The 22,087-nt window shown below is 41.1% G+C and carries 19 protein-coding genes; 6 read left to right on the forward strand and 13 right to left on the reverse strand.

Annotation, left to right across the window (positions count from 1 at the left end):
* The first annotated feature begins 27 nt into the window (after nucleotides 1-27).
* Nucleotides 28-1,695 carry an ATP-binding protein gene (locus tag ACM2FC_RS12375; protein ID WP_498481227.1) on the forward strand — a complete coding sequence of 556 codons (1,668 nt, stop codon included), beginning with the start codon at nucleotides 28-30 and terminating at the stop codon, nucleotides 1,693-1,695.
* Nucleotides 1,658-2,341 (forward strand): response regulator, encoded by a 684-nt coding sequence (locus tag ACM2FC_RS12380; protein ID WP_498481416.1) that lies wholly within the window; start codon nucleotides 1,658-1,660, stop codon nucleotides 2,339-2,341. The genes ACM2FC_RS12375 and ACM2FC_RS12380 overlap by 38 nt, the downstream gene beginning before the upstream one ends.
* A 265-nt stretch (nucleotides 2,342-2,606) precedes the next feature.
* Here the strand turns inward: ACM2FC_RS12380 and ACM2FC_RS12385 are convergent, their stop codons facing one another.
* The 3 genes from ACM2FC_RS12385 to ACM2FC_RS12395 are packed head-to-tail and all read right to left on the reverse strand — an operon-like array spanning nucleotide 2,607 to nucleotide 5,698.
* The gene (locus tag ACM2FC_RS12385; RefSeq protein ID WP_498481228.1) at nucleotides 2,607-4,091 is read right to left on the reverse strand and encodes a sodium:solute symporter family protein; all 1,485 of its coding nucleotides are present in this window, start codon (nucleotides 4,089-4,091) and stop codon (nucleotides 2,607-2,609) included.
* Between the two features lie 24 nt (nucleotides 4,092-4,115).
* Nucleotides 4,116-5,003 (reverse strand): N-acetylmannosamine kinase, encoded by an 888-nt coding sequence (locus tag ACM2FC_RS12390; RefSeq protein ID WP_498481229.1) that lies wholly within the window; start codon nucleotides 5,001-5,003, stop codon nucleotides 4,116-4,118.
* Entirely contained in the window at nucleotides 4,988-5,698 is a 711-nt protein-coding gene (locus tag ACM2FC_RS12395; RefSeq protein WP_498481230.1) for an N-acetylmannosamine-6-phosphate 2-epimerase, read from the reverse strand. The genes ACM2FC_RS12390 and ACM2FC_RS12395 overlap by 16 nt, the downstream gene beginning before the upstream one ends.
* A gap of 199 nt (nucleotides 5,699-5,897) precedes the next feature.
* On the opposite strand from ACM2FC_RS12395, the gene ACM2FC_RS12400 reads away from it, so the two are divergent.
* Together ACM2FC_RS12400 and ACM2FC_RS12405 are read left to right on the forward strand one after the other, a co-directional pair.
* Nucleotides 5,898-6,170, forward strand: a complete 273-nt coding sequence (locus tag ACM2FC_RS12400; RefSeq protein ID WP_498481231.1) for a hypothetical protein — start codon at nucleotides 5,898-5,900, stop codon at nucleotides 6,168-6,170.
* 139 nt (nucleotides 6,171-6,309) lie between these two features.
* On the forward strand, nucleotides 6,310-7,074 hold the full coding sequence (locus ACM2FC_RS12405) for a hypothetical protein (RefSeq protein ID WP_498481232.1): 765 nt from the start codon (nucleotides 6,310-6,312) through the stop codon (nucleotides 7,072-7,074).
* A gap of 155 nt (nucleotides 7,075-7,229) precedes the next feature.
* Here the strand turns inward: ACM2FC_RS12405 and ACM2FC_RS12410 are convergent, their stop codons facing one another.
* Both ACM2FC_RS12410 and ACM2FC_RS12415 read right to left on the reverse strand, forming a co-directional pair.
* Nucleotides 7,230-8,054 carry a DUF535 family protein gene (locus ACM2FC_RS12410; RefSeq protein WP_498481233.1) on the reverse strand — a complete coding sequence of 275 codons (825 nt, stop codon included), beginning with the start codon at nucleotides 8,052-8,054 and terminating at the stop codon, nucleotides 7,230-7,232.
* A gap of 375 nt (nucleotides 8,055-8,429) precedes the next feature.
* The gene (locus tag ACM2FC_RS12415; RefSeq protein ID WP_498481234.1) at nucleotides 8,430-9,296 is read right to left on the reverse strand and encodes a MurR/RpiR family transcriptional regulator; all 867 of its coding nucleotides are present in this window, start codon (nucleotides 9,294-9,296) and stop codon (nucleotides 8,430-8,432) included.
* Nucleotides 9,297-9,590: 294 nt separating this feature from the next.
* On the opposite strand from ACM2FC_RS12415, the gene ACM2FC_RS12420 reads away from it, so the two are divergent.
* Nucleotides 9,591-10,481 carry a dihydrodipicolinate synthase family protein gene (locus ACM2FC_RS12420; protein ID WP_498481235.1) on the forward strand — a complete coding sequence of 297 codons (891 nt, stop codon included), beginning with the start codon at nucleotides 9,591-9,593 and terminating at the stop codon, nucleotides 10,479-10,481.
* Nucleotide 10,482: 1 nt separating this feature from the next.
* Here the strand turns inward: ACM2FC_RS12420 and ACM2FC_RS12425 are convergent, their stop codons facing one another.
* The 5 genes from ACM2FC_RS12425 to ACM2FC_RS12445 form a co-directional block, all read right to left on the reverse strand.
* Nucleotides 10,483-11,181 carry a pirin family protein gene (locus ACM2FC_RS12425; protein ID WP_498481236.1) on the reverse strand — a complete coding sequence of 233 codons (699 nt, stop codon included), beginning with the start codon at nucleotides 11,179-11,181 and terminating at the stop codon, nucleotides 10,483-10,485.
* 161 nt (nucleotides 11,182-11,342) lie between these two features.
* Entirely contained in the window at nucleotides 11,343-11,759 is a 417-nt protein-coding gene (locus ACM2FC_RS12430; RefSeq protein ID WP_498481237.1) for a type 2 periplasmic-binding domain-containing protein, read from the reverse strand.
* A 7-nt stretch (nucleotides 11,760-11,766) separates the two neighbouring features.
* Entirely contained in the window at nucleotides 11,767-12,987 is a 1,221-nt protein-coding gene (locus ACM2FC_RS12435; RefSeq protein ID WP_498481238.1) for a hypothetical protein, read from the reverse strand.
* A 22-nt stretch (nucleotides 12,988-13,009) separates the two neighbouring features.
* The gene (locus ACM2FC_RS12440; protein ID WP_498481239.1) at nucleotides 13,010-14,611 is read right to left on the reverse strand and encodes a methyl-accepting chemotaxis protein; all 1,602 of its coding nucleotides are present in this window, start codon (nucleotides 14,609-14,611) and stop codon (nucleotides 13,010-13,012) included.
* Between the two features lie 383 nt (nucleotides 14,612-14,994).
* Nucleotides 14,995-15,972: an ion channel gene (locus ACM2FC_RS12445; protein ID WP_498481241.1), complete on the reverse strand. Its 978-nt coding sequence runs from the start codon at nucleotides 15,970-15,972 to the stop codon at nucleotides 14,995-14,997.
* A 492-nt stretch (nucleotides 15,973-16,464) separates the two neighbouring features.
* Here ACM2FC_RS12445 and ACM2FC_RS12450 point away from each other — a divergent pair, with 492 nt between their 5' ends.
* Entirely contained in the window at nucleotides 16,465-18,015 is a 1,551-nt protein-coding gene (locus tag ACM2FC_RS12450) for an alanine/glycine:cation symporter family protein (protein WP_498481242.1), read from the forward strand.
* Nucleotides 18,016-18,088: 73 nt separating this feature from the next.
* Here the strand turns inward: ACM2FC_RS12450 and ACM2FC_RS12455 are convergent, their stop codons facing one another.
* The 3 genes from ACM2FC_RS12455 to guaB form a co-directional block, all read right to left on the reverse strand.
* Complete coding sequence (locus tag ACM2FC_RS12455) at nucleotides 18,089-18,673, reverse strand: acetate uptake transporter (RefSeq protein WP_498481243.1); 585 nt, start codon at nucleotides 18,671-18,673, stop codon at nucleotides 18,089-18,091.
* Nucleotides 18,674-18,873: 200 nt separating this feature from the next.
* A complete protein-coding gene (gene guaA, locus ACM2FC_RS12460; RefSeq protein ID WP_498481244.1) occupies nucleotides 18,874-20,427 on the reverse strand; it encodes a glutamine-hydrolyzing GMP synthase in 1,554 nt (517 codons plus the stop codon).
* 67 nt (nucleotides 20,428-20,494) lie between these two features.
* On the reverse strand, nucleotides 20,495-21,961 hold the full coding sequence (guaB, locus tag ACM2FC_RS12465) for an IMP dehydrogenase (protein ID WP_498481245.1): 1,467 nt from the start codon (nucleotides 21,959-21,961) through the stop codon (nucleotides 20,495-20,497).
* Between the last annotated feature and the right edge of the window lie 126 nt (nucleotides 21,962-22,087).

Genomic DNA, 22,087 nt, shown 5'->3' on the forward strand with positions numbered 1-22,087 from the left:
TCGCTCAATTGCAATGACACAAATACCATGGCTTTTTTTTCAAATTCCAAACACAAGCAAAGATTATCCTTCACTCAGCGGGTGCTTTTTCTCCTGCTTGCCGTTGCTGTTTTTCAAGTCGCTATCATCGCAGGTTTCTATCACTTTTATTTCTCTGATGTATTGAAGCAACAGGTAAGTAAACGTGCTCTTGTTCAAGCAAGAGAAATCGCAAGCGATCCTCAATTAATAACCGCAGTAAAAAACGAAGACGTTAATGCGGTACACAATCAAATTGCTCGCTTGCAAGCGCTTACAGACGCTAAATTTATTGTCGTCGGTGATAAACACGGTATTCGATTGGCGCATCCTAACTCACACAAAATAGGCTTGCCTATGCAGGGGGGGGATAACGAGAAAGCGCTTAAGTTTGGCCTTCACTATACGTCCCTGCGCCAAGGTAGTTTGGGCTGGTCTGTTCGGGGGAAATCGCCTATTGAAACCAAGCAAGGAAAGATTGTTGGCGTAGTTTCAGTGGGATACTTACTCAGTGGTGTCAATGCAACTTTATTGCTCTACTCCACACCTTTTTTTGTGGTACTTGGCTTAATACTGCTAAGTTCGATGGCGGCGGCTTGGGTATTTTCCAAACACATTAAAAGACAGATGTATGGTATGGAACCCAAGGAAATAGCCACCACGCTGCAAGTACAAAAATCGGTATTAGAAGCAGTCTACGAAGGAATTATCGCTGTTGATAAAAGTGGAAACATTATCTCTGCAAACCAACAGGCACTTAAAATACTGGGGGTTGCGGCTCAGTCAAAATTGATACAAGGAAAAAACGTAAAGGAAATACTTACCCCGGCCGACTTTTTTATCGGAGAAGACATCAGTTCTACAACAGCTAGCCATCTTCCTCAAATCATCAGTTGCAACGGAGAAACATTAGTCGCGACAAGAGTCCCTCTTAATCAAAATGAACCGAACTCTGGCTGGGTAACCAGCTTTAAAATTCGAGATTCAAAAAGTACTCTGACTTCCCAACTTATGAATGTCCGTCAACAAACCGATGATCTTAGAGTGCTTAGCCACGAATACGCGAATAAACTATCAACGGTGAGTGGCTTAATTCAATTGGGACATCATCAAAAAGCGCTAAATCTAATCCGTAAAGAATCAGAGTCACATCAAGTTTTTATCGACCACATTGTTCGCACCTTCTCCTCAAAGGTTATAGCTGGACTGCTACTTGGGAAGTATGGACGTGCAAAAGAGTTAGGCCTAGCACTAGAGTTCGATCCATATTGTCAATTATCTGAAGTACCAACACAGCTAACGGAAGATGAACTGGCAACGGTGGTTGGCAACCTTTTGGACAACGCATTTGAAGCAACCATCGCTAACGCGAACAGCCACCGCAAAGTTACTTTTCTATTGTCTGACGCCAACGCCTCGGAATTGGTTATTGAAGTCTCAGATAATGGATTAGGTATTGAAGATTCACTAAAAGAATCCCTGTTTGAAAAAGGGATCAGTAGTAAAACACAGCCTGGGCATGGCATTGGTCTTTATTTGATTCATCAGCTAGTAACGAGTTGCGGTGGTTCAATATTGATTGATGACGCTGAGCCACATGGCACTATTTTTTCTATTTTTATTCCTAACGAGAAAGTAAATAATGGAAGTATACGATGTGTTAATCGTGGAGGATGAGAGCAACCTTGCAGACTATCACTCTCACTATTTACAGCAAACCCAACGATTTAGGCCAATTGGCATCGCAAAAAGTATTGCCGAGGCCAAACAGATGCTTCGCATACTCAAGCCAAAGTTGGTTTTGCTAGATAACTACTTAACAGATGGTAAAGGCATTGAACTTCTCAAGGAAATCAATGCAACTCATCCCGCTCCGGACGTGATATTTATAACCGCAGCCAATGACATGGAAACGGTAAGAGATGCTGTCCGCTGCGGCGTGTTTGATTACCTAATAAAGCCGATTTCCTATGATAGACTTTCAGACTCCTTAGAGCGGTATTTAAAGTACACTAACTCTTTAAAAGCCAGCGACAATATCAATCAGCGCCATGTCGATGAACTATTCAACTTCCAATCCAAGTCATCGGCTTTACCAACCCTACCAAAAGGTATTGACGAGCTAACTTTAGAATTGGTCATTAACGCCTTTTCCGACTCAGAAAGCATCTATACCTCAGTCAGCCTTGGCGAAATAACTGGCATTAGTAAAACCACGGCACGACGATATCTCGAATACCTTACAGCCCAAGGCTTTTTAGCCGCTGTCATTCAACATGGCAAAGTCGGCCGACCAGAAAGAGTTTATAAGAAAAACAACTGAAAAAAAGCCCAAATACTTTTCGTATTTGGGCTGGCCATGAAGACCTATGGATTTCAATAACCTGATCTCGGGATAATTTAAGCCTATCAGCACCGCTCTTTTAGTGTCTAACGTCGTTAAAATCAACGCAATAGACTCGCTATTGCTTATGATTCTGCCTAGTTATCCATCTAAAATATCGGCACTGATATCTTTAACGGACTAATCCATTAAGCGCTTGGTTTTTATAGACTTTATTATCCCGAGTTCAGGTTAAATAAGTGACTTATTGGCCTACGGTAAGCTCCACGATATTTTGCCTTTTCGGCTGAGCACTAAATAGAGACATTACGTAACCTACGATGACCACTACAAGCGTTCCAAACACCCCATAGAAGAAGAAATTCAGATCAGTAAATTGACGCAAGCACAGTACAGTGACAACGCTGACCACCACACCAAATAACGCTCCCAACGCATTAGCTCGTTTTATAAATATGCCAAGCATGAATAAGCCAGTCATTGGGCCTCCCATCAAACCTAGTAGGCTATTAAACGCATCCCAAATTTCAGATTCATTTGCATAAATCAAATAGGTAGATGCGCATACACCTAACACACCAGAAATAACGGTAAGCAATCGACCTACTTTCAGTTTACGCTCCGAGCTTGGGTTCTGGCTAAGCTTCTCGTAAATATCAGAGGTAAAACAGGCGGAAATACTGTTCAGACTACTTGATATACTGGATTGTGATGCGGCAAAAACAGCAGCAATAATGATCCCAGCGATACCCGCTGGCATTTGTGAAATAACATAGAACGGTAATATCCCACCAGTATTAAAATCTGCTGGAAGTAATTCAGGATGCTGAGTGTAGTAAACGTACAATGCCGTTCCCACAGCAAAGAAGAATACAGGCACACACGCCACTAGCTTGGCATTGGTAATCAATGCTTTCTTGGTTTCTTCGATATTGTCGGTCACGATGTAGCGCTGAACGACATCTTGGCTAGCAGTGAATTGCTGTAAAGCTGCGAAGAAAAAACCAATACATAACACGGGTACCGTGCTGTCAGTCCAGCTCCAAGCAAATTTATCAGCCGGGAAATATTTGTCTTGCTCTGCGGCATAGCTGAATATCTTGAACATCCCACCATCAACGTTAAAGCAGATCATAACAAAGATTAAAATTGCAGCAGCTGACAGCATCAGCCCCTGAATTACATCAGTCCAAATAACACCTTCAATACCACCAAGAAAGGTATAGATAATGCAAAGTACACCAATTAAAAATACAATGGTTAGTGGGCTGATATCAACGAATGGCATTAACGCTAATGCGGTTAGATAAATAATGATTGAAATGCGACCAACGTGAAAAAGCATAAATGAAATGCTGCCGAATAGGCGCATTTTTACATCAAAACGTCTCTCTAAATATTCGTAAACAGACGTTAAATTCAGCTTACGAAAGAAAGGGATATAGAACCAAAAGACCACTGGAAGCACAGCAACAGCCATATATTGCCCAACGAGAAATGTCCAATCTCCTGTATACGCTTTCGCCGGAATAGACATAAAAGTAATGGAGCTTAACGTCGTAGCAAAAACACTGACCCCTGCCGCCCAACCAGGGATTCGTCCACCAGCTTTGAAGTAATCATCTGAAGATTTTTGCCGTTTAGCGAAATACATTCCCACTGCCATGATTGCTGCCAGATACAATAGCAACGCCACGTAATTGAGTGTGCCAAATGAATGAGCTTCCATAAAATAAGCCTTTTGTTGTAGAGGTTACACGTCTTGTTTTAGCTGTTGATTTGCCCATGACGCGGCTCCAAGTAACCCTGCATCAGCACCGTGCCGTGCATGTTTGAGTTTTACTTGGTAAACGTCAGGCATGTTGGATAAATAATCTCGGACAAGGGGTAAGTAGCCGGGAGCCAATCCAACGCTTCCGCCCAATACAACCACTTGCACGTCAAAGGATATTTTTAGATTGGCAACCGAGTTGGCAATGGCTTGCGCAGAGCAGGATACAATGTCGATAGCACGTGGATCATTTTGTTCAAAATACTCAAATACCGTCTTTCCTGAACAATCGTTGCCAAAATATTCTCGACCTAATGCTGCAATGGCTCTTCCTGATGCAATACTCTCTAAGCAGCCTTTTCGACCACAGCCACATATCGGCCCGTTAGGATCGGCTATGGTATGCCCAATATGACCGGCTATACCGTGATGGCCAATAACCATTTGACCTCCAATAACAAGGCCTCCACCGACTCCGGTTGAGACGGTAAGAAAAGCCATCTCGGATACGCGATCATCTATAGACTGGTATTCTGCCCAAGCCGCTGCTTGAGCATCATTAATCACAACGACTGGTTTCTTGCTCAACTCTTCTATGGTCGCTTTTAAAGGAAACCGATTCAGCCCACCAAGATTATCTGGATTTAATGCGACCAACTCCCCTTCATCGATAATCCCAGTCGAGGCCACTGCAATACAATCTGTGTTATCTATCCATGGAGAAATCAGATGACTAAGAGACTCAATAAGCCGTTGAGGTTGATGAGACGATGGAGTTTCAATTTGTTTTCTCGATTCGATTTGACCATCTCGGACGATAGCTGCAGCGATTTTAGTACCGCCTATATCGAGTGCTAGGCAGGAAGACATTTAGCGACCTCATTTCTTGCTTGTTGAACGGACAATGCAAACCATTCGCATATATGCTCAATACGAGTGATTGCAGAGCCCACTGTAACGCAACTCGCTCCCGCTTTAATTGCCTGAGCAGATAACTCTGGAGAGTTATAACGGCCTTCTGCCATCACAAAGCAGCCGCGCTTAGCTAACGCTCGAACTAAAGCAAAATCAGGCTGATCTGGTGTATTTCCTGATACATATCCAGATAAAGTGCTGCCAATGATCTCTACACCAATAGATTGCGCATAGATCCCCTCTTCAAGATTTGAACAATCCGCCATTGCAATACAACCTAAGTCATGAATTTTCTCAATAAGTAGCTGAATTGAAACTGGTCTAGTCCTATCAGTAGCATCGATAGCAATAATGTCTGCACCTGCCTGTTTTAATGCAATCACATCTTCGATGAAAGGCGTAATACGAACTGGAGAGTCCGCTAAATCTCGCTTAATAATGCCAATGATCGGTACAGTCACATGAGAGCGAACTGCTTTTAGATTGGCGGTGCCTTCAATGCGAAGTGCCACCGCGCCACCCGCTACACTCGCTTGAGCCATGGCTGCTACAATACTTGGATCGTCCATCGGCCCGTTGTCGACTGGTTGACATGAAGACACAAACCCTTGAGTAAGCACCTCTAGACATCGATTCTTAACCTTACTCACAATAGTTTTACTCCATAAATAATAAAAAAAGAGAGTATTACTCCATTTTTATCAATCGGAGCAATACTTCAAGTTTAATTTTCAGAATGGAGATCTAAGTCTCAATGGAAGTATTGAGATGTGATGGGAGTTCAATATGGTGTGGAGAATTTGAGCTCTAATAAAAATTGCGAAATTAGTGCGTATTAGGAGAGATACGATGGCAAAACAACGTGGGCCGATATCTGGGTATGAACTGCATGAGCCGGTAAATGTCGCTTGTGGTTTTGTCTTTTTAGTTACTGCAGCAATTTATTTATTGTCTTTCTTTGGAATTGAATACGAGCCTTTAACTAAGTTCATTGGTTATCTCGCACTTGGCGTTGTTGTTGCCATTATTTCACCTCGACTAAAGATTTGGGTCAAAGTCGAAACGAGCACAAATACCCCTAAAGCGCTCACCAATAAAATGTCTGACAGTCAAGGTAAATAGCTTCTGTTTCAGATATGCTAAGCCACACGGTGCAATCCTATAGCGGTGTGCGTATACCCTTCTTAAAAACATACAATATCAAATAGGAGAAGGTGATAGCATTAGATTAAGACTGGTTTAAGATTCACCTAGGAATTAAATGCTGCTTTTGCTGTTAACTTCAGCCTTGCTACTGATCATCGTAGCGCTTGTGCATACTATGATGAGCATCGTGCTTTCACCCACTATTTGTAGAAATCCTCTAAGTCGAACTATCTACAAACTGACTGCCATTATTGGTACTCCTATTCATGAGTTATCTCATGCAGCTGCCTGTGTTCTATTTCGACATAAGATAACAAATATGAAGCTCGTTGATTTATCGTTTAGTAGCCCTGCTCTGGGATATGTGAATCATAGCTGGAATACTCGCTCTGTCTATCAATCTATTGGATGTTTTTTTATTGCTATCGCACCATTAATAACGGCTAGTATCGTTGTGTACTTTGCCTACGTACACAATCAATGGCCAAGGGTAATGGTTTATTCACACGATACGGATATCCAACAAGCTCTAATGACAACACTTTCCAACGCTGGGGCTTGGGTTATAGATTGGATTTTATCAGCAACAAAAAGCTTAAGCTCATTTGCTAAACTGCTATTGGTCAGCCTTATCTGCTTTCACTGTATTCCAAGTAAAACAGACTTTCACAACGCTGCAAAAGGCAGCGTTATCGTAACTATAATTGTCATTATTTTCGTTGGGCTAAGTCTGATTGCTAAAAGCATGGGAATTCATATTCTCTCAAGCCAGTACTACGCGTTTGCGATGTTCAATTCGTTGACATTAACAGCCAGCGTATTATTGCTGGCTCAGCTGTTTTGGCTAGTACTCTTCTCGATTGCGAAGGTAGGTCGGTAGACTTTAGCTGTGAATATAAGCAACCAAATCTAATTAAAAATGACAAAGAGGGTTTAGATGTTTATAGGAAAGCGTAATGAGATGTGCTGAAATAATGAACGTTCAACAAATCCAAGTCCATACTTCTTACTAAAGAGCATAAATTTTTTGGAGTACTAGACTCTTAAATTGTCCAAAAACTCATATCGTTTCCTATACATTTTTCTTTTCGATCTCGAAAGTAAATCAAGGTTTTTTCGAGTTTGTTCTAATGGTATTTGATAGAATTTAGAACCCAGAATTCTGCCGCCATGTTCCTGCCAATAACTATTAAAATTAAAATGTATATTTTTATACTTTATCGACGCGTATGTATGGTTTTCATTGTTCACACCCAATATATGATGAATGTCTTTACTTTTAAGCCATAATCTCAGAACTTCAAGTATTAGAGATTTAGGGCGTAGGCCAAATAGATTTTTTGTCACTTTTTTTGAAAAACCATTATCATGTTCTGGTCCTTGAACGCCACCAATATACGCCTTGTTTTCATATATTGTAAAAGATAGAACATAATAATCATTAATAGCGTCAGTCAACCTTAACGTTAATTCGCCTTCTTTCCAGTATCTTCGCTCATAAGACAAGATAAAATGATATGACTCTTCGCCAATCATCACACTGCTGATAGGTACTCCTGTTTTATACACATCCATTAAGTCATTGTTTTCTATCCAATTATGATGTTTTACAATCATATCCATCGTGAGTTTTTTCTTTAAACCTATCGCCATATACCGGCGGGTAGATTTATTAAAAAACTTGGGGTGAGCCTCTAAAATCAATTCTAATACTTTTGGACTCATGTGGTTGTATAAATATCTAAGGTAAGGATAGTAAAATATCGCTTTAAATATAAACTCCGTTTGCTTATATTTTCTATTTGGGTAGGACAGTTTAGATATTCTATAAATATTCATAATGTTTAATATTGCATTCATATTCCAGTTTTATTTATATCGTAAACTTCATCTCTTCCCTCAGATAAGAAAAATAGAAGCATGATCCTTTTACAAACCTATGATTATAAACTTTACTTCCCAATATTATGTCAAGAATATTTCAATTTAGATCAAAATAGCCGCCTCTACAAAGCCACATAACCTCAACTCAAGACAAGTTTCTAGGTAGTTTTTTTCCACGACTAGTTAGGGTTAATGCGATTCAAAGCATTGCCCAGAAAACACATGACGACTTCCAGTTTCGACAGCTTAGAGAAATAGAGGAGAACTCGATGATGATTTTTACATTAAACAGTTAGAAGAATTCCATTGGCTTTTTCTGAGACTGAAATCCGTGATTGAACGGAATATTCTCTAATCAGTAATCGCTTCCGTGGTTTTTAATTTCTTCGCCATCGTACCGGACATATCTCTTTGTACTAGTAATGTGTAGAGAAGATCAATTACAAATAGCTGTGAAACTTTGGTGCCAATGGAGTCTCCTTGCAATTGCCCTTGATTGTTACCATTCACGAGTATGCTGTCGGCATATTGCGTCATGGTTGAACGAGGATTATGAGTTAGGGCAATCGTCGTTGCGCCGCTGTCTTTTGCTAGCTGTAATGCTTTCGTTGTTTCCAGTGACTCTCCTGAGTGGCTAATACCGATAGCTACATCACCCGGTTGTAGCAAGGAAGCTTTGATATACATGAAGTGATTATTGGAAAAAGCGTCCACGTTAAGCCCAATTCTCATGTATTTATATTTCGCACTTTCTGCACTAATACCTGATGAACCAACACCAAAAAAGTAAATGGCGTTCGCTTGGCTGATAGACGCTGCCGCCTGCTCTAACTGGCAAAAATCAACTAGTGTGAGTGTTTCCGATAAAACATTATTTATCGCGGATTGCAGCTTCTTACCTAGAATATCAATACTATCATCTGGCGTGATATCAGTATCGAGTATCGAGGAATCAACAGACTCAGAAGTAGACATTTCAACAGCTAACTCAAGCTTAAAGTCTTGATAACCTTTAAAACCCAGTGTGCGGCAAAATCGAATTATCGTAGCGTCACCTGCATTAACCAACTGAGATAATTCGGCAATAGAAAGCTGACTAATCTTCTCCGGTTGGGAGACAACAAAATCAGCAATCCGCTTTGAAGAAGGCGTCAGGCTATTATACAAGCTACCAATTGTATAAATAATATTGCCTGCTTTGGTTTTCTGCTGTGACATACTGGCGCTTCTCTTCTGTTGATAAAACTCATAGGTAAGAGCATTTTAACTTATTATGAGTCAAATTGAAGTATTACTCCACCGCAAACTTGGGACGTCGATAATCGCTATTTCCTCTTAAATAAAACATTTACATATTGACCAAACGACCATCAGCTTCACATAAATGAGTATGTTGCTCAAAAGTGTCTTGAAGTACGGAATATAACTCCATACCATCATAAAACTCCACTTATGTAGTTTGATATGAAGTTTTACTTCCAACTGTTTTATTGATTATTTAGAGAGGAAAACATGAAAAAGCTCACAGGCTTAATTGCAGCTCCGCACACTCCTTTTACCTCAGACAACGAAGTCAATTTGTCTGAAATCGATAAAATAGCGCGCCACCTAATCACTCAAGGAGTCAAAGGAGCTTATATATGTGGGACCACAGGAGAAGGAGTTCATTGTAGTGTGGATGAAAGAAAAGCAATTGCTCAGCAATGGGTTAAGGCTAGTCATGGACAGCTAGATCTCATCATTCACACTGGCGCATTAAGCATCAAAGACACCCTCGAGCTTACCGCTCACGCGGAAACTCTAGATATTTTTGCAACCTCAGTGATTGGACCATGCTTCTTTAAACCCAGTAGTGTAAAAGAATTGGTGAACTACTGTGCCGAAGTTGCCAAAGCTGCACCTTCAAAAAGATTTTATTACTACCACTCAGGAATGTCAGGTGTGAATCTAAATATGGAGCAGTTTCTACTCGAGGCTGATAAGCAGATTCCTAACCTATCAGGTATCAAATTCAACAGTCATGATCTGTATGAATACCAACGCTGTTTGCGTGTTTGTGATGGGAAGTTTGACATACCTTGGGGCGTAGACGAATTTCTCCCTGGAGCCTTAGCGGTAGGGGCTCAAAGTGCTGTAGGAAGTACATATAACTACGCTGCAAAACATTTTCACTCGATCATCGAATCATTTGAATGCGGTGATCACGAAGCTGTGCTCAACAAAATGGATAGCGTTTTGGCATTAATTGATGTCCTAATAGAATTTGGAGGCGTTGCGGCGGGTAAAGCAGCGATGACACTACATGATATTGATGCTGGCAATCCTCGTCTACCACTCAAAAGTCTAACTAGTGAACAAAAAGAGGCCGTTGTCGACCTCATGCGTGATGCTAATTTCTTGTAATTCAAGGTAAATCAAAGACTAATGCGATAACAGGCTCTGAGCTTTTATTGACAAACTCTACTTCACTTGGTGCATCAAGATGGGCTCCATCACCAGCTTCTAGAGCAACATTGTTAATGTGTAGAAGCTCGCCACTGACTTGATGCACATACATATTTCGGCCCAAACTTGCATCAATCGTGGCTGTGCTGTTTGGCTCAAGTACTAATTGATATAAGGTCGCATCTTGCTTAATCCTCAGTGTGCTATCGATGCCATTTGGCGTAGCAATAGTTGTAAAACCTGCCTTACTACCAAAGTCCCGTTGTTGGTATTCAGGAGACTCACCAAAACGATTCGGTTTAATCCAGATTTGCAATAGCCTCAAGGTTTCAGTGTCTGAAGGATTGTACTCACTGTGATATATACCGCTGCCCGCAGACATTAACTGGAACTCGCCAGCAGAAAGAATTCGACGATTTCCTTGGCTATCTTTATGTTCTATTGCACCTTCAATTACATAAGTGAGAATTTCCATATCTCGGTGCCCGTGAGTATCAAACCCTTTTCCCGGCTCTATGATATCGTCATTAATCACACGCAGCACAGATACACCCATGTGCTCGGGGTCATAATAATCTCCAAATGAAAAGCTATGTTTTGTATCCAGCCAACCGAAGTTAGCGTGGCCTCTATCATCGCTATGCCTCACTGTGATCATAATTTCCCCCTATATGGAATTTTTGTTGCACGTATTTAGCGTATGAAATATTGCGCAATTAAAACATCACGAAATTTTGATCGTCTCATTCGATGAATTTGAAGAAGCCAAAAAAAGAGAGCCGAGGCTCTCTTACACTACAGGTGAATACAATCAGCAAATCAGTCGAACTTATACAACACTTTGACCGAATCATTTAAGTTGGCTGCATTAGCATAGCCAATTGTATCCGTGCTTTTTGAAACACTAGCGATCATATCTACACTGTTTGGCACGCTTTCTGGCATTTTTGCTTCGCCAGTAAACATCATTTTAGTCCAATAAGATTTCAATTGATTCTCACGTTTTTTCAATATCTTCTTATTAAACGTTTGACGTGTAGGGTCGCCTTTTGCAAGGTAAAGAACCTGCACATGGTCTACACCTTCGACTTTATTAAGCTTGCCTAAAAATAAACTTTTTACCTGAGATTTAGACAATTCAGGCATGCTTTTACTGCCAATGACTACAATCTCTGCGTTTGCTACGCTTGCAAAACTTAATAGAAAAGCAAACATTAAGAAATACCATTTCATCATTTGCCTCCTAGAACGTTAAATCTAATCTAACAGTATAGATGACTAAACTATCTGTCGTAGATTGACTGGCCAATGCTTTCGCGGCTTTACCCGCTAATGCACCATTGGTATCACCAAAATTGTCCAACAAGGTCACATCACCTTTCAGCGCAATATTTTCGTATAAATCCCAACGCACCCCAATCGAATAGGTGTTGTACATAGTGTCAAAAAATGTCTGCGATAAAGAGTTTGATTCGCGCAAGCTGTCATCCGTAGAGCGAATAAAGCCAGCTGTAACATAAGGCAAGAAATCATCAACATAGTAACCAAAGGTTATGTAGCCCGAGTTCCAGTCTGGATACACACCTGCAGTGTACTGCCTTATCAGTTCAGCAATAACTAACAAGTCACCGTCATCGTAAGAAAAGCCAGAGCCTAAGAAGAACGCGTTTTCATCATTCAACTCACCTAAATTAAGGGAAGTGCTCCCATTAACTAGGAAGCTATTTGGAAATGAAGAGTTGCCGCTATCCAGAGTCACTCCGTTCGCTTTTCCCCCTACAACACGAAACATCATATCATCGTAATCGAGTGTCAGGTTTAAGCCATAGATAACTGGAAAGTTCGTGGTACCAAATGTCGTATCTGGGTTGGTTGAACCATAGAAAGTTTGAACACGCAAACTCGAAGCATCGAGATCGAAGCTATACGTAGCATCCACCCCAGTATAATTGGTGAATGGCATCAGACCGTATACGTTGACTGGTGTCCGAGCCCACGGATAGGCATAACCAACATCAATAAAATCTGAGTATATGTAAAGTGGTACTCCTAAACGCCCAGCTCTCATCGTTAAGCCCGAATCAAAACGATGTTTAAGGTACGCCCAAGTAACGTCTATCGACCAATCATCTGAACCTTTAGCCACACCTTGGATACCAACCGAGGTACTGTTGCTAAAATCATAGTTCATCTGTAGACCAACCAGAGACAGTTGCTCCCAATCAGAGCGCTTGTCTGTCCCCATTCCATCATAACCATAAGGCTGGCTTTCATAACCTGCGCCAACACTTAAGTAGCCACCAAATGTAAAACGTCCATCCTCTTCGGCATCCTGTGCCATTTGGCTTTGATAGCTAGCAACTTGTTGTTCGAGTATCTCAATTCTCTCTTCAACAGTTGCGTCTGCAAAAGCCAACGGAGTGCTAGCCAAAGCTAACAAACCTATTGGTATTCTCCACTGCATGTACTTACTCCTTGTTGATCAATCAGACTTTAAATTGATTTACAACCACTTGTAATTGGTTAGAAACCAGCTTCACCTGATTGGTTATTTGATCCATTTCGTTAGTGTTGTTACGAACTTCAACAGACACTTTCTCTATTTCATCTATGTTGGCTTGAATACGATTAGACGCTTCTGTTTGCTCAGTAGTAGACGTCGCTATCTGGCCATTAATCTCAGATATCTGTTGCGCTTTTTCGGTGATTTCATTTAGGGAGTTATCAGCTTTTTCAGATTGAGTGACACTTTCTTCCGCTTTAGAGGTACCACGCCCAATCGCCTCGACTGCTGAACGAGAGTAAGATTGAAGCTGAGATAACACTTCTTGAATTTCTTGTGTTGAAGATTGAGTACGAGATGCAAGTGTTCGAACCTCGTCCGCCACTACAGCAAAACCTCGACCATGCTCCCCTGCCCTAGCAGCTTCAATTGCAGCATTTAGTGCCAGCAAGTTAGTTTGTTCCGCAATACTTTCAATAGTTTCAAGTATGGTACTCACGCTACTAGAATGGCTATCGAGGCTCTTAATCGTTTCAGATGTATTTTGTACTTCATCGGCCAGTTGTTGGACAACGTCTAGAGTCGATCTGACCATTTGCTTACCTGTAACAGCAGATTCATTGGTTTCGTTAGCAATCGCAGAAGCTTGATCTGCGAATGAAGCTATTTGATGAACACTTTGGCTCATTCCATCAATAGCTTCTGACGAGCTATGGACTGACTTTTCCTGAGTTGATATTGATTGTTGTGTACTTGAACTGGTATTAGTCAAAAACTCTATAATCTCCACCAGCCCAGCAGTACTGTCATGGACTGACTTAATACTCGTCTGAAGCTTATCAATGAAGACATTAAACCAATGAACTAACTCTTCGATTTCTTGGCTTCCCTTGTACTCAATACGCTCTGTCAGATCTCCTTCTCCTTCCGCGATTTCTCTAAGAGACGTACTGACACGAACAATAGATCGAACAGAAGAACGAATGGTGTAAATGCTAACAACTAAAACACTTACAATAATAATAACGCTTATCCATAAACCATAGGTTTTGGCACTTTGAGAAGTTTCCAGTGAATCCTCGATGACCTTGTTGAAAGCAGTATCACTATTATTTTTCAGTTGCTGTAAATCTTGCTCTAGTTTGATTTTCAGGCTATTTAATTTCTCTCCAAGTGGCCTCACTTGGTTCATGTCTATGGTTTCATCGATAATTCCCTGAGCTAGGTTTCTTCCTTGAGTCATATATTGCTCAGCAACACTGGATACTGCGGTAATAGTATTTCTCTGACTCGGTAATATTTTTTCAATTTTTCCAAGCTCTTCCACTAAAACCTTGTAAGACGCTTCTGCAGTTTTAATCGCATCCTCTTCACCCAAAGTTACTGCAGATTCAAAACTTTGCTCTATCTGCTTTATGGTTCCATTTGCAACGGTCGCGGATTCTAAAACTGGGAAATAGATATTTTTGACCTCTTTAACCCTTTCTTCGTTGTGAGAAAGTATTAAATTGATAATTATCATAAAAATTAAAAAACCAAAGACAGCAGTGAGTGTTGGAATCGCTACTTTATGACTGAATTTCATGTGGCCACACCTAATATCTAAACAAAAACGAAATAGAGCAATCTCTCTGTTATTGCTTAAAGGTATAGTATAAAAAGAATGGAATACAAAAGTTTACGTGACATGTATTGAGTAGGCTTATCGCCATAAAACCTTAGTGATTATAGAAGTTAATCTTTACTAATTAATTAGTTAGTTAATACGTTCTCAATATTGAGCCTGATCTTAATTATTTGTAACAACAGCTATATATGCTTAATCAGAATATATAGCTGTTAATAAAGCGATAAGCTTATCAGCTTAGGTTCTGCTAGGTTTTACATTCTATAGCGTTTTGAGAAATAGTTTTTCTTTAATCTATATACATCAAGAAGAATATGTTTAATGGAGTTCCTCATATAGATTCAACGAGTCATTTTTTTAACAAAAACAACCACGAACAGTGCCATTGTGAAGCTACCCAAAAACGCCTCAAATGCTGCTATAAACCTAGCAAATCCAACAGGTGAAATATCACCATATCCAAGAGTAGTGAACGTTACAACACTAAAATAGAGCGCATTCAGGAACTCAAATAAGTAGAAGCTCCAACCTTCAACTCCTTCATATTTAGGATGTGCAGACGTTGTATCTAAGAAAAAATAGGCAACGGCACACGCGAAAATTAAGCAAAGAGAAAATATGACCACACGTATTGGTGATTCCCCATAACCACAAAATGCATCAACAATTTTTGAAACACACCGATTAAAGCTAAACCTAGGCATTTGATATCGCCTAAAACGCATTTCTTTCTTAAAAAAGAACCCTGCGGTTTCAAAAAGACCTTGAATCTCACATTGTTTTCTTACGTTCCGACATACTTCTTCTGCTTCTTGGTATAAAGATATACTTTGCAGCCTATTGCCTTGTTTCAATGATTGTTTTGCGTCTGCTTCTTGTTTGAGTTCGGCTCCCCAATTTATATTTTCCAGTCTAGCTTTGGAAAGATCAGCTCCTAGCAAATTGCATTTATCGAGCTGTGCACAATGCAAATTTGCCCCATACAGCTTCGCTTTCATAAGCGATGTTCCACGTAAATCCAGCCCAAAAAAATGAGCCCCTGTTAGGTCGGCGCGATAAAAATCAGCCCCCCTACACTTAAAGCCTGCCTTGTTACCTCGATTTACAAGGTTTAAATCTGTTAAATCTGTCTTGGCCAACTGAAATCCATCTAAAGGTTTACCCGCTGCGGCCCATTCTTCGACCTTGTGTTTTATATTATCTTTACTTTTATCGATTTCAGGATCGTGCCAATAACACAAACCTGAATCGCCACAAGATTCATCGCAGCACCAGCCATCGGGATTTTGATAGCTGCATTGGCCTTTTTCTGACTTCATATGCGCTGCCCCCAATCAGTATTAAGTGTAGGTGGTGCATATAAAAGTGTCAGCTTAAAACATTTTGCGCTCTACTTTTTTAAACGATTAACCTTATTTATTTATATTATTCATAATATTAAAAGGATAACTTTTTCTAAACCACTCTAAGCAAGAACTAGATTAATTGCTCGCTCTCCAACAGTTAGCCTTTTCATTAATAACAAATATTAATTTTGTTAAAACTAATTTTTATAGCATTTTATTCCACTGTCGTTATTAGCGAATCAAATCGACTATTTTTTATACACCAAGCTCTTGAGACAATATTGATTTGATTACACAGATAAAATAAATATCTTAGATGGTATTAAAAATGTTAATTTTGTGCTTTATCTCGCATTGCTTAGCCAAAACCACCAACAAAATTACACAAACCATTAACAAAAATTTTTAAACCGTATAATGTTTGTTCGCACAAAATGTGATCTTTTATTAATAAGGGAACCTTTTATGCAGTCAGTGGTAGACTTTCTAAATGGAATTATTTGGAGCCCAGTGCTCATTTATCTTTGCCTTGGGGCCGGTCTTTTTTACTCCTTCCGTACTAAATTTGTTCAGATACGTCACTTCTTTGAAATGTGGCGTTTACTGTTATCAGGTAAAAGTTCAACAGAAGGCATTTCATCCTTTCAAGCACTCGCTGTTTCACTTTCTGGGCGTGTAGGAACTGGTAACATAGCTGGCGTCGCTGCTGCAATTGGTTTCGGAGGCCCTGGCGCCGTATTTTGGATGTGGGTGGTGGCATTTTTAGGTGCTGCTACTGCTTATGCAGAATCAACTTTAGGCCAAATATACAAAGAAAAAGACGGAGATGAGTACCGCGGTGGCCCCGCTTACTACATCGAGAAAGCGATGGGGCAAAAGTGGTACGCATGGATTTTCGCGATTGCTACCATTTTCGCAACAGGTATTCTGTTGCCGGGCGTTCAATCAAACAGCATTGGTAATGCCGTTGAAGCAGCATTTGGTTCTGGTCCATTAATTGAAACGACTATTGGTACATTTAGTTTTGCTAAGGTCTTTACTGGCACAGTGATCTCTATACTTCTCGCATTTATTATTTTTGGTGGCGTTAAACGAATAGCAAACTTTACTCAAGTTGTCGTACCATTCATGGCTTTGGCCTACGTGATCACAGCCTTCGTCATTATCTTACTTAACATCAATGCTGTTCCACATATCTTCTCAATGATTATTTCTGATGCTTTCACACCAATGGCTGGAGTCGGAGCTGCGATTGGTTGGGGAGTGAAGCGTGGTGTCTATTCGAATGAAGCAGGACAGGGTACTGGCCCTCACGCAGCCGCAGCAGCGAATGTTGAACACCCAGCACAGCAAGGATTAGTTCAGTCTTTCTCTGTCTATATAGACACTTTGTTAGTTTGCTCTGCAACAGCATTTATGATTCTGATTACCGGCGCATTTAATGTCCATGGGGCAGCTGAGGGTACCTACCTTGTGCAAAATATCGCTTCAAACATTACCGCAAATGGACCGGTGTTTACTCAAATGGCTGTCGATACTGCCATCCCTGGTGTAGGAAAACCATTCATCGCATTCGCTCTGTTCTTCTTTGCTTTCACAACTATTTTAGCTTACTACTACATTGCTGAAACTAACGTCGCATATATCCGTAGAACGTTTAAAGTTAGCGGACTCATGTTTGCACTTAAAGTCGTGCTTATTGCCGCGACCTTCTATGGTACAGTAAAAGCTGCAAATCTCGCATGGGCCTTAGGTGATGTTGGTGTAGGGCTAATGGCTTGGCTAAATATTGTCGGCATTCTAATAATTTGCTTCCTGTCCAAACCCACATTAAAAGCGCTGAAAGACTACGAAGAGCAACAAAAACGTGGTGTTAAGCATTACCCATTTGACCCAGTCACACTTGGTATTAAAGGCGCTGATTACTGGGAAGAAAAATTCAAAAATCAGCAAAAACCAGAAAGCAGCGAGCAACGAGATAGTAAAGCTGATCAAATTCAGCAACCCTCAACATAACTTATATAGAAAAAGGCTTGAGTAGATATCTACTCAAGCCTTTTTAATGTGGGTTTAGCTGACTCTAAAGTGATTAAGCTGCTACCGGTGCAGATACTGCTTTTTTCTCACCGATAGGTAATACTGTACGTCCGAACTCATTGTTTACAACTTGTGCAACTGCAAAGTAGATAGCGCTTAGTCCGCAGAATATGCCTTCATAGCCAGCGAAGGTACCAATCGCAGCATTTCCTGTGAATTCATGAATAGCAAGCAATACAAAAAGAATCGTTAAAGAAGCAAAAACGACTTGCTTCGCTTTTGGGTAGCATAGAGAACCAATAAACATAAATGCAGTGAAGATACCCCAAAATAGCAAGTATGCTCCCATTGCTGCACCTGTTGCCGCAGGAAGTCCCATCTTAGGCATGACGATAATACCTACTAAAGTCAGCCAAAATAGGCCATAAGAAGTGAATGCAGTGGTACCAAATGTGTCACCACGTTTGTAACTGATTAGTCCTGCAATAATTTGAGCAATGCCACCATAAAAAATACCCATCGCTAAAACGACGGAAGTCAGCGGCATTAGTCCAGCATTACAAAGGTTAAGTAAAACCGTAGTCATACCAAAGCCAAGTAGGCCAAGTGGAGCTGGATTGCCCAGTTTTGTTGACATGTCAATTACCTCAAAAATATTTTAAAATTTACGCCGGCATTTTATAATTGACACTAATATAAAATCCACAAAATATTATCAAAACTTAAGATTTCATTAATAGTGCTTTTGATGCAGATAATTAAATATTTAGATAAAGAAAAAGCCAGCTCTAAAGCTGGCTTTTTTAATCAGTTTTATAATCAAAGAAACAGTAGTGATTATTCCCACTCAATGGTCGCTGGCGGTTTACCTGAGATGTCGTAAACCACACGAGAGATACCATCGATTTCATTGATGATGCGGTTAGAAACCTTACCAAGGAAGTCGTATGGTAGATGTGCCCAGTGAGCCGTCATAAAGTCGATAGTTTCTACAGCACGCAGTGATACTACCCAATCGTACTTACGGCCGTCACCCATCACACCAACAGAGCGAACTGGCAAAAACACCGTAAATGCTTGCGACACTTTGTGGTAAAGATCGGCAGCGTGAAGCTCTTCAATGAAGATTGCATCTGCACGGCGCAGTAAGTCGCAGTATTCTTTCTTGATTTCACCCAAAACACGAACACCTAAACCTGGGCCCGGGAATGGGTGGCGGTAAAGCATGTCGTATGGAAGACCAAGCTCTAAACCGATCTTACGTACTTCGTCTTTGAACAGTTCGCGCAATGGTTCAACCAAGCCCATCTCCATATCTTCAGGCAAACCACCTACGTTATGGTGAGATTTGATGACATGCGCTTTGCCCGTCTTAGAAGCCGCAGACTCAATCACATCAGGGTAGATAGTACCTTGAGCAAGCCATTTCGCATTCTGAAGCTTTTTCGACTCTTCATCAAACACATCCACAAATACGTGACCGATAGTCTTGCGCTTGTCTTCAGGATCCGACTTACCTTTTAACGCGTCAAGGAATCTGTCTTCTGCGTCAACTTTGATGATGTTCAAGCCAAATTTGTCGCCAAACATATCCATCACTTGCTGACCTTCGTTTAAACGAAGCAGGCCATTGTCAACAAACACACAAGTTAGCTTATCGCCAATCGCTCGGTGCACAAGCATCGCAACGACTGAAGAATCGACACCACCTGAGAGACCAAGAATCACCTCATCGTCACCCACTTGCTCTTTAATACGAGCAACCGCGTCTTCGATGATAGATTCTGAAGTCCAAAGGCGCTCACAGCCGCAAACACCAAGAACAAAGTTCTCTAGCATTTGTAGGCCATTTTTAGTGTGAGTCACTTCTGGGTGGAACTGTACGCCGTAGTATTTCTTCTCTTCATTCGCCATTGCTGCGTATGGACAAGTTTCTGTCTCGCCTGCTTTGACGAAGTCTGAAGGAATTTCTACCACTTTGTCGCCATGGCTCATCCAAACATCTTGCGTTTCTTCAAGATCTTTAAAGATAGAAGAGGCACCAGAAACTTGAACTTGAGCATAACCAAATTCACGCTCATCAGAACCTGCAACCTTACCACCTAGCTGCTCCGCCATAGTTTGCATGCCGTAACATACACCTAATACAGGAACACCAGAATCAAACACATATTGTGGTGCACGTGGTGAGTTTTGTTCTGTTACGCTTTCTGGACCACCAGAAAGAATAATGCCGTTCGGGTTAAATTCGCGGATATCCGCTTCGTCGACATCCCAGCTCCATAGTTCGCAATAAACACCGATTTCACGAACGCGGCGTGCAACTAGCTGAGTGTATTGAGAACCAAAATCTAGGATCAAAATACGTTGGTCATGAATATTTTTAGTCATTTGGGCAATCTTTTATCAATCTGTTGTAACTTAACTTTTCGTAGCAAAACGGGTTATGCAATTTGCATTATTGCCCTAAACGATAGTTTGGCGCTTCTTTAGTGATCTGCACGTCGTGTACGTGAGACTCTTTCATACCAGCGCCTGAGATGCGAACAAACTCAGCTTTAGTACGTAAGTCTTCTACAGTTGCAGAACCAGTTAAGCCCATGCTTGAACGTAAACCACCCATTTGTTGGTGAACGATCTCTTTTAAGCGGCCTTTGTATGCGATGCGTCCTTCGATACCTTCTGGGACTAGCTTGTCAGCAGCGTTATCTGTTTGGAAATAACGGTCAGAAGAACCTTGTGACATTGCACCCAATGAACCCATGCCACGATAAGCTTTATAAGAACGACCTTGATAAAGAATAACTTCACCCGGAGCTTCTTCAGTACCTGCGAACATTGAACCAACCATCACACATGATGCGCCAGCGACAATCGCTTTACAGATATCACCAGAGAAACGAATACCGCCGTCAGCGATAACTGGAATACCAAACTCTGCTGCAACTGCTGCTGCATCAGAAATCGCAGTAATTTGTGGAACACCTACGCCAGTAACGATACGTGTTGTACAAATAGAGCCAGGGCCAATACCTACTTTCACAGCGCTGACACCAGCTTCAATTAGCGCTTTTGCGCCTGCAGCTGTTGCAACATTGCCGCCGATGATATCGAGATCTGGGTATGCTGCACGTGTCTCGCGGATACGGTTTAGTACACCTTCAGAGTGGCCGTGAGAAGAATCGATAAGTAGAACATCAACACCTGCTTCAACAAGAGCAGCAACACGTTCTTCATTACCTGCGCCAGCACCAACAGCAGCACCTACGCGCAGACGACCTTGGTCATCTTTACAGGCGTTTGGTTTGCGCTCTGCTTTGTGGAAATCTTTCGCAGTAATCATACCGGTTAATTGGAACTCACTGTTCACAACTAGGATTTTCTCTACGCGAGCTTTGTGCATCTCTTCTTGTACTTCTTCAGGAGAGGCGCCTTCTTTTACTGTTGCTAAACGCTCTTTTGGCGTCATGACTGACTCTACTTTTTTCGATAAGTCAGTAACAAAGCGAACATCACGACCAGTGATAATACCCACTAGCTCATTTTCATTAGTAACAACAGGAAAGCCTGCAAAGCCGTGCTTTTCAGTAAGCGCTTGAACGTCAGAGATTGTCGCATCAGGACGAACTGTTACAGGATGCGCAACCACGCCAGCTTCGAAGATCTTAACTTGGCGAACTTGCTCAGCTTGCTGCTTAACAGACATGTTTTTATGGATAAAACCAATCCCGCCTTCTTGCGCAAGAGCGATAGCAAGGCGAGCTTCAGTAACAGTATCCATAGACGCTGATAGCATCGGAATATTCAGAGTGATATTTTTAGTAAGCCGAGTACGTAAATCAGCTGTATTTGGGAGAACGGTGGAGTGTGCTGGCACTAATAATACATCGTCGAATGTCAGCGCTTCTTTGGCAATTCTTAACATTTGCAATATCTCACAATAAGGATAGGTAGAAGATTACCCCAAGCTTTAATAAAGCTATTAATAAAGTCATTGGGATTGGATATTGCGGTGGGATTATACGCCCGACGCAAACGTTTTACCAATCAT

It is taken from the genome of Vibrio sp. A37, assembly GCF_059777565.1.

What these genes read in the sequence shown, in the direction of transcription:
- ACM2FC_RS12375 (WP_498481227.1), top strand. Translation starts at nt 28, where the DNA reads ATGGCTTTTTTTTCAAATTCCAAACACAAGCAAAGATTATCCTTCACT.
- ACM2FC_RS12385 (WP_498481228.1), bottom strand. Translation starts at nt 4,091, where the DNA reads ATGGAAGCTCATTCATTTGGCACACTCAATTACGTGGCGTTGCTATTG.
- ACM2FC_RS12390 (WP_498481229.1), bottom strand. Translation starts at nt 5,003, where the DNA reads ATGTCTTCCTGCCTAGCACTCGATATAGGCGGTACTAAAATCGCTGCA.
- ACM2FC_RS12400 (WP_498481231.1), top strand. Translation starts at nt 5,898, where the DNA reads ATGGCAAAACAACGTGGGCCGATATCTGGGTATGAACTGCATGAGCCG.
- ACM2FC_RS12405 (WP_498481232.1), top strand. Translation starts at nt 6,310, where the DNA reads ATGCTGCTTTTGCTGTTAACTTCAGCCTTGCTACTGATCATCGTAGCG.
- ACM2FC_RS12410 (WP_498481233.1), bottom strand. Translation starts at nt 8,054, where the DNA reads ATGAATGCAATATTAAACATTATGAATATTTATAGAATATCTAAACTG.
- ACM2FC_RS12415 (WP_498481234.1), bottom strand. Translation starts at nt 9,296, where the DNA reads ATGTCACAGCAGAAAACCAAAGCAGGCAATATTATTTATACAATTGGT.
- ACM2FC_RS12420 (WP_498481235.1), top strand. Translation starts at nt 9,591, where the DNA reads ATGAAAAAGCTCACAGGCTTAATTGCAGCTCCGCACACTCCTTTTACC.
- ACM2FC_RS12425 (WP_498481236.1), bottom strand. Translation starts at nt 11,181, where the DNA reads ATGATCACAGTGAGGCATAGCGATGATAGAGGCCACGCTAACTTCGGT.
- ACM2FC_RS12430 (WP_498481237.1), bottom strand. Translation starts at nt 11,759, where the DNA reads ATGATGAAATGGTATTTCTTAATGTTTGCTTTTCTATTAAGTTTTGCA.
- ACM2FC_RS12435 (WP_498481238.1), bottom strand. Translation starts at nt 12,987, where the DNA reads ATGCAGTGGAGAATACCAATAGGTTTGTTAGCTTTGGCTAGCACTCCG.
- ACM2FC_RS12440 (WP_498481239.1), bottom strand. Translation starts at nt 14,611, where the DNA reads ATGAAATTCAGTCATAAAGTAGCGATTCCAACACTCACTGCTGTCTTT.
- ACM2FC_RS12445 (WP_498481241.1), bottom strand. Translation starts at nt 15,972, where the DNA reads ATGAAGTCAGAAAAAGGCCAATGCAGCTATCAAAATCCCGATGGCTGG.
- ACM2FC_RS12450 (WP_498481242.1), top strand. Translation starts at nt 16,465, where the DNA reads ATGCAGTCAGTGGTAGACTTTCTAAATGGAATTATTTGGAGCCCAGTG.
- ACM2FC_RS12455 (WP_498481243.1), bottom strand. Translation starts at nt 18,673, where the DNA reads ATGTCAACAAAACTGGGCAATCCAGCTCCACTTGGCCTACTTGGCTTT.
- guaA (WP_498481244.1), bottom strand. Translation starts at nt 20,427, where the DNA reads ATGACTAAAAATATTCATGACCAACGTATTTTGATCCTAGATTTTGGT.
- guaB (WP_498481245.1), bottom strand. Translation starts at nt 21,961, where the DNA reads ATGTTAAGAATTGCCAAAGAAGCGCTGACATTCGACGATGTATTATTA.